Annotated in this window: 3 protein-coding genes; all 3 read left to right on the top strand. The window is 29.9% G+C overall.

Annotation, left to right across the window (positions count from 1 at the left end; all coding sequences use genetic code 11):
- Position 1: 1 nt before the first annotated feature.
- Positions 2-163 (top strand): hemolysin III family protein, encoded by a 162-nt coding sequence (locus QM495_RS12510; RefSeq protein ID WP_408672452.1) that lies wholly within the window; start codon positions 2-4, stop codon positions 161-163.
- A gap of 82 nt (positions 164-245) precedes the next feature.
- Complete coding sequence (locus QM495_RS12505) at positions 246-5,816, top strand: alpha-2-macroglobulin family protein (RefSeq protein ID WP_408672451.1); 5,571 nt, start codon at positions 246-248, stop codon at positions 5,814-5,816.
- Positions 5,817-5,940: 124 nt separating this feature from the next.
- A partial coding sequence (locus tag QM495_RS12500; RefSeq protein WP_408672450.1) for a transglycosylase domain-containing protein occupies positions 5,941-6,392 on the top strand: 452 nt, incomplete at its 3' end.

Raw genomic sequence — 6,392 nt, 5'->3', positions numbered from 1 at the left:
AATGTGGTTATTAGCTGGTGGAATTTTTTATACGGTTGGAGCAATTTTATACAGTATTAAAAATTTAAAATACAATCATGCTATTTTTCATATTTTTGTGTTATTAGGAAGTTTTGCACACTTTATAGCTGTATTTTTTTACGTTTTACCAATAAAAAAGTAAAATATAAAAAGAGCTATTTTTAAACGTTCATTTTTTTAGTAACTTCAAGCCAAATTTGCTAAACACCTAAAATCAGTTTAAAATGAAACTTCAACATTTAATTATTACACTACTAATTAGTGTCGCTTTTTTGTCGTGCAATAATGACAATTCTAAAAATTCAACAAATAATATTTTTAAATTTAGAAAGTATATAAGCTATACAACTTCTGGCGTGGTTTCAGTAGCTGAACCTATTAGAATTGACTTGGTGAATGAGGTAGAATCTTGGATTGCTAATGAGGAAGTTTCAACAGATTTTATAAGTATTTCACCAAAAATTGATGGAAAATTAGCAGCTTTAAATTCAAGAAGCTTATTATTTCAACCTTCAAATAAATTAACTCCAAATAAAGAATATACAGTAACTGTTAACTTAGGTAAAATGTATAATAATATTGCACCTGAGTTTAAGAAATACACGTTTAAATTTAAAACATTAGAACAAAATTTTAGTGTTGTAACCACGGGTTTTCAATCGTATAGTAAAGAATGGCAATATATTGAAGGAACTGTTAAAACAGCCGATATTTTAGAACTTAAAAAAGCAAAAACATTAATTTCTGCAGTTCAAAATAATAAAAAGTTAGCTATAGAATGGGAAAATACTGATTCTATAAGTAAACAATTTCAATTTAAAATAGATAGTGTACAACGTTTTGAAGATGATTCTAAAGTATTGCTTTCTTGGTCTGGTAATAAAATAAATGTTGATAATAGTGGAGAATCTTTACTAAGAATTCCTGGTAAAAATAATTTTTCAATTGTAAATATTGATGTATTTCAATTACCCGAACAATATTTAAATATTAATTTTTCAGATCCACTAAAAAAACAACAAAATTTTAATGGTTTGGTTGAAATTCAGCATGCTAAAAATTTAAAATATGTTGTTGATGGAAATATGTTAAAAGTATATCCAAATAAACGCATAATTGGTAGCGTAAGTGTTGATGTTTTTCAAGGAATTAAAAGTATTGAAGGATATAAATTAAAGAATGAATTTTCGGAAAAAGTAGCTTTTGAACAGTTGAAACCTGAAGTTAAATTAATATCAAGCGGTGTTATTTTGCCAAGTTCAAACGATTTAAAATTCAATTTTGAAGCAGTGAATTTGAAAGCGGTAGATGTTCGTATTATTAAAATTTTTGAAGACAATGTTTTACAGTTTTTACAAACCAATAATTTAGGAAGCTCTTACCGGCACGATATTAAAAGAGTAGGTAGGAGAGTTGCCAAAAAAACAATTACATTAATTAAAAATGAACTTGAAAATAATGGGAAGTGGAAAGCGTATGCTATAGATTTATCTAAAATGATAAAAGCTGATCCTGGAGCTATTTACAGAGTAGAATTAACAATGAAGCAAGAGTATTCACTATATAAGTGTGATGAAAGTCAGGCTAGTTTAAATAAAAATGATGAATATTATGAAGAAGATTATTATTATGACGATGGAGAATATACGACAGAGCAATCTGAAGATTTAGAGGAGCGAGAAGAACAATATTGGGACAATTTAATTTACAGTTACAATACTAATTATTACAATTGGAGAGATAGAGAAAATCCTTGTAAAAAAGCATATTATGATAATGAAGATCAAATAGTTTCTGCAAATATTTTAGCTTCAAACTTAGGTGTAATTGCCAAAAAAGGAACCAATAAATCATATTTTTTTGCAGTAACAGATATTTTAACAACCAATCCAGTTTCAGGAGCAAAAGTCACTATTTATAACTACCAGCAACAGAAAATTACACAAGCAGTTACTGATAATCAAGGTTTAACAGGAATGGATGTTGATAAAAATGCATTTTTTGCAATTATTTCAAAGGGGAAACACAAAACCTATATAAAATTAGACGATGGACATTCCTTGTCTTTAAGTAAATTTAATGTTTCAGGAAAAAAATTACAAAAAGGCATAAAGGGATTTGTGTATGGAGAACGTGGTGTTTGGAGACCTGGAGATTCAATACATTTAACATTTGTGTTAAACGATAATGCAAATAAGTTACCAAAAGAACATCCAGTCAAATTAGAAGTTACAGATGCTAGAGGAAAACTTGCTTTTAAACAAATTAAAATTGATAATGTACATGGTTTTTACAAGTTTACAATACCAACTTCAATAGATGACCCAACAGGAAACTGGAATGGAATAATCTCAGTTGGTGGCGCAAAATTTCATAAGCAATTAAAAGTTGAAACCGTAAAACCAAATCGTTTAAAAATTAAAATTGATTTCAATGATGAGGTGTTGACTAATAACAAATCAATTAACGGAAAATTAGAGGTGAAATGGTTGCACGGTGCTCCAGCAAAAAATATTAAGACAGAAGTAACTGCAAAGTTTACACCAAACACAACAGTTTTCAATACACTATATCCGAAGTATATTTTTAACGATCCAACACGAGAATTCTCTTCGGAAGAAGTAATTCTTTTTGATGGAAAATTAGATAAAAATGGAAATGCTACTATTGATAAGAAAATGAAGTTAGAAGATAATGCTCCAGGTATGTTAAAAGTAGCGTTTTTAACTAAAGCTTTTGAAAATGGTGGTGATTTTTCAATGGATGTAATTTTAAAAAATTACGCACCTTATTCATCGTTTGTTGGGTTAAAATCTCCAAAATTAAAAGCATACAATTCATATAATACAAATGAAAATATAATTTTTGATGTTGCCACCGTTTCTGTTGCGGGAAAACCTTTAGCAAAAAATAACATTGAAATTGAAGTATATCAAATAAAATGGCGTTGGTGGTGGAGCACGTCTCCTGATAATTTATCAACTTATAGTGGAAGTAGTTATCATAAACCCTATAAAAAACTAAAAATAAATACCAATTCAACTGGAAAAGGAACATTTACCTTAAATATTCCTGATAATGATGGAGGAAGATATTTAATTCGTGTTATTGATAAAAAAAGTGGACATGCAACAGGTTTAGTAACCTATTTTTATTCTAATTGGTGGAAACGTCCTTCAAATGACCCAGAAGCTTCAAAAATGTTAGTATTTTCTTCAAATAAAGACACTTATAATGTAGGGGAAACAGCTGTAGTTACTTTTCCTTCAGGAGCCGAAGGTAGAGCATTAGTAAGTATTGAAAACGGAACTGAAGTGTTACAAACTGTTTGGCAAAAAACACAAAAAGGAGAAACAACTTTCAACCTTCCTATTACTAAAGAAATGACACCAAATGTGTTTATAAACATTTCATTATTGCAACCACACGCATCAACAGCTAATGATTTACCGTTACGTTTATATGGTGTAATTCCAATATTGGTTGAAGACCCAACCACACGTTTAGAACCTGAAATTTCAATGCCGAAAACACTAAAACCTGAAGAAAAATTCACGTTAAAGGTTAGTGAGAAAAAAGGTAGAAGAATGTCGTACACCATTGCTATTGTTGAGGAAGGGTTGTTAGATTTAACACGTTATAAAACACCACAAATTTGGAATGCTTTTTACACTAGAGAAGCTTTAGGTGTAAAAACTTGGGATATTTTTGATGATGTAATTGGTGCTTTTGGTGGAAGTATTGAGCAAGTTTTTGCAATTGGAGGAGATGGTGAAGCAGCAGCAGGAAAAACCAAAAAAGCAAACCGGTTTAAACCTGTAGTTCGCTATTTAGGCCCTTTTACACTTGAAAAGGGGAAAACAGCAAAACATCAAATTCAATTACCAAAATATATTGGTTCAGTTAGAACAATGGTAATTGCTGCGGATAATTCAATTGGTGCCTACGGAAAAGTTGATGTGACTACTCCAGTTCGTAAACCGTTAATGGTTTTGGCAACGTTACCAAGAAAATTAAGTCCTGGAGAAAAAGTAACGTTACCTGTGACTGTTTTTGCAATGGAAAAGAAGGTTAAAAATGTTGAGGTTCGTTTAAAATTAAGTAACGGAATTAAAGTTGTTGGTTTGAATTCTCAAAAATTAACATTTACAAATCCAGATGAAAAAATGATTTATTTTCAATTAGATGTTTCTGATGTAAAAGGAATTGCAAAAGTTGAAGTTCTTGCAACTGGAAACGGAGAAAAATCTTCTTATGAAGTTGAAATTGATGTTGTAAATCCAAACCCAATTTCTTCAAAATTTATTTCAATTGAATTAGAGTCAAATGCAACTCAAAAAATTAATTTTTCAACCTTTGGAATTAAAGGAAGTAATACTGCACAAATAGAATTTTCAACAGTACCTTCTATGGATTTGGCTGGTAGATTGCAATATTTAATTCAATATCCACATGGGTGTGTTGAGCAAACAACTTCAAGTGTTTTCCCGCAGTTGTATTTAGGAAATATTTTTGATTTGCCATTGCAACAAAAACAAAAAATGACCAATAATATTAAAAAAGGAATAGAAAGGTTGGGCAATTTTCAAACTTTTAATGGTGGTTTAAGTTATTGGATTGGACAAAACTTAGCAAATGATTGGGGAACAAGTTACGCCGGTCATTTTATGATTGAAGCTGAGAAAAAAGGCTATGTTTTACCGCTTACTTTTATGAGTAATTGGTTGAAATATCAAAAAAAAGCCGCACGCAATTGGAGACCAAGTTATCAATATTACAACTCAGATTTAGCACAAGCATATAGATTGTATACGTTGGCATTGGCTGGTCATTCAGATTTATCTTCAATGAATAGATTGCGTGAGTTTAAAGAAATTTCAAATGATGCAAAATGGCGATTGGCTGCTGCTTATGCTTTAGCAGGACAAAAAGAAGCTGCAATGAAAGTGTCTAACACTGCAAATATCAATTTTCAGCCAGTTAAATATGATTATTACACCTACGGTTCGGTTGATAGAAATAGAGCAATGGCTATGGAAACAATGCTATTAACGGGCAATCCTGAAGCTAGAGAATTAGCAAAATCTATTGCGAAAAGATTATCGTCAAAATTATGGATGAGTACACAAACAACTGCGTACAGTTTATTAACAATGGCTAAAATGGTTGAAATTAATGGAGGAAAATCAATAAAACTAGTCTACAATTTAAATCAAGAAAATCAAGAAACTATAAATTCAAAATTTTCAATTGCACAACGAAAATTAATTGTAAATGAAGGTAAAAATTCAATTACAATTACGAATAAAGATGCGAATTTAGTTTTTGTAAATGTATTAAATTCTGGAATTTTACCTTTAGGTGAAGAAATTTCTGAAAAACGCGGATTAGGAATTAACGTTACATATAAGGATTCTCAAGGAAATAGTATTGATATTTCTAAATTGTCACAAGGAACCGAGTTTGAAGCTATTGTTAAGGTTCATAATTTAAAATCAAATGATATTCATGAAGTTGCTTTAACCGAAATATTTCCTTCAGGTTGGGAAATTGTAAATACACGATTTACAGATTTTGGAACTTCAACTTTAAGTACTGCAAATTTTACCGATATGAGAGATGATCGAGTTAATTTCTATTTTGATTTAAATAAAAATGAAACCAAAACTTTTAAGGTGTTGTTAAATGCTTCCTATTTAGGAAATTATTATTTATATGGTGTACAAGCTGAAGCAATGTACGATAATGACTATTTTACACGAACAAAAGGATTGTGGATTGAAGTTGTGAAGTAAAAGAACTCGTAAACCTGAATTTGTTTCAGGTTCCATGGTGATTTTAACTTTTGCCTTATGAGTTTCTAAAAACAAGTTAAAAGTGACTCATTTCAGAGATATATTAAATAGTTGAGTTGTTATAATGAACCCAATAAAAAAACATAAATACAAATTAATAATAGCCGTTATCATTTTAACGGCTTATTATTTTTCGTTACCAGAACAATTATTTAATAACCCAACTTCAACAGTTATTGAAAGTATTGAAGGAGAATTATTAGGTGCTAAAATTGCTGATGATGGACAATGGCGATTTCCACAAAACGATAGTGTTCCTGAAAAATTTGCAGCTTGTATTGTGCAATTTGAAGATGCTTATTTTTACAAACATCCAGGGTTTAACCCAGTTTCAATTGTAAAAGCTTTTTATGAGAATTTCAAATCAAAACGTATAAAACGTGGTGGAAGTACACTTACACAACAAGTAATTAGATTATCTCGTAAAAATCAAAAAAGGACTTATTTTGAAAAGATAAAAGAGCTAATTTTAGCTACTCGACTGGAGTTTAGATATTCAAAAGAAAAAATTTTATC

Source organism: Lutibacter sp. (assembly GCF_046055765.1).
In the GTDB taxonomy this organism is placed as follows: Bacteria; Bacteroidota; Bacteroidia; order Flavobacteriales; family Flavobacteriaceae; genus Lutibacter.
Note: the sequence above shows the minus strand (reverse complement) of the source record. Positions and strands in the feature narration are given on the sequence as shown.

Excerpts from the sequence above, each read along its gene's own strand:
- QM495_RS12505 (WP_408672451.1), top strand. The coding sequence starts at position 246 with ATGAAACTTCAACATTTAATTATTACACTACTAATTAGTGTCGCTTTT.
- QM495_RS12510 (WP_408672452.1), top strand. The coding sequence starts at position 2 with ATGTGGTTATTAGCTGGTGGAATTTTTTATACGGTTGGAGCAATTTTA.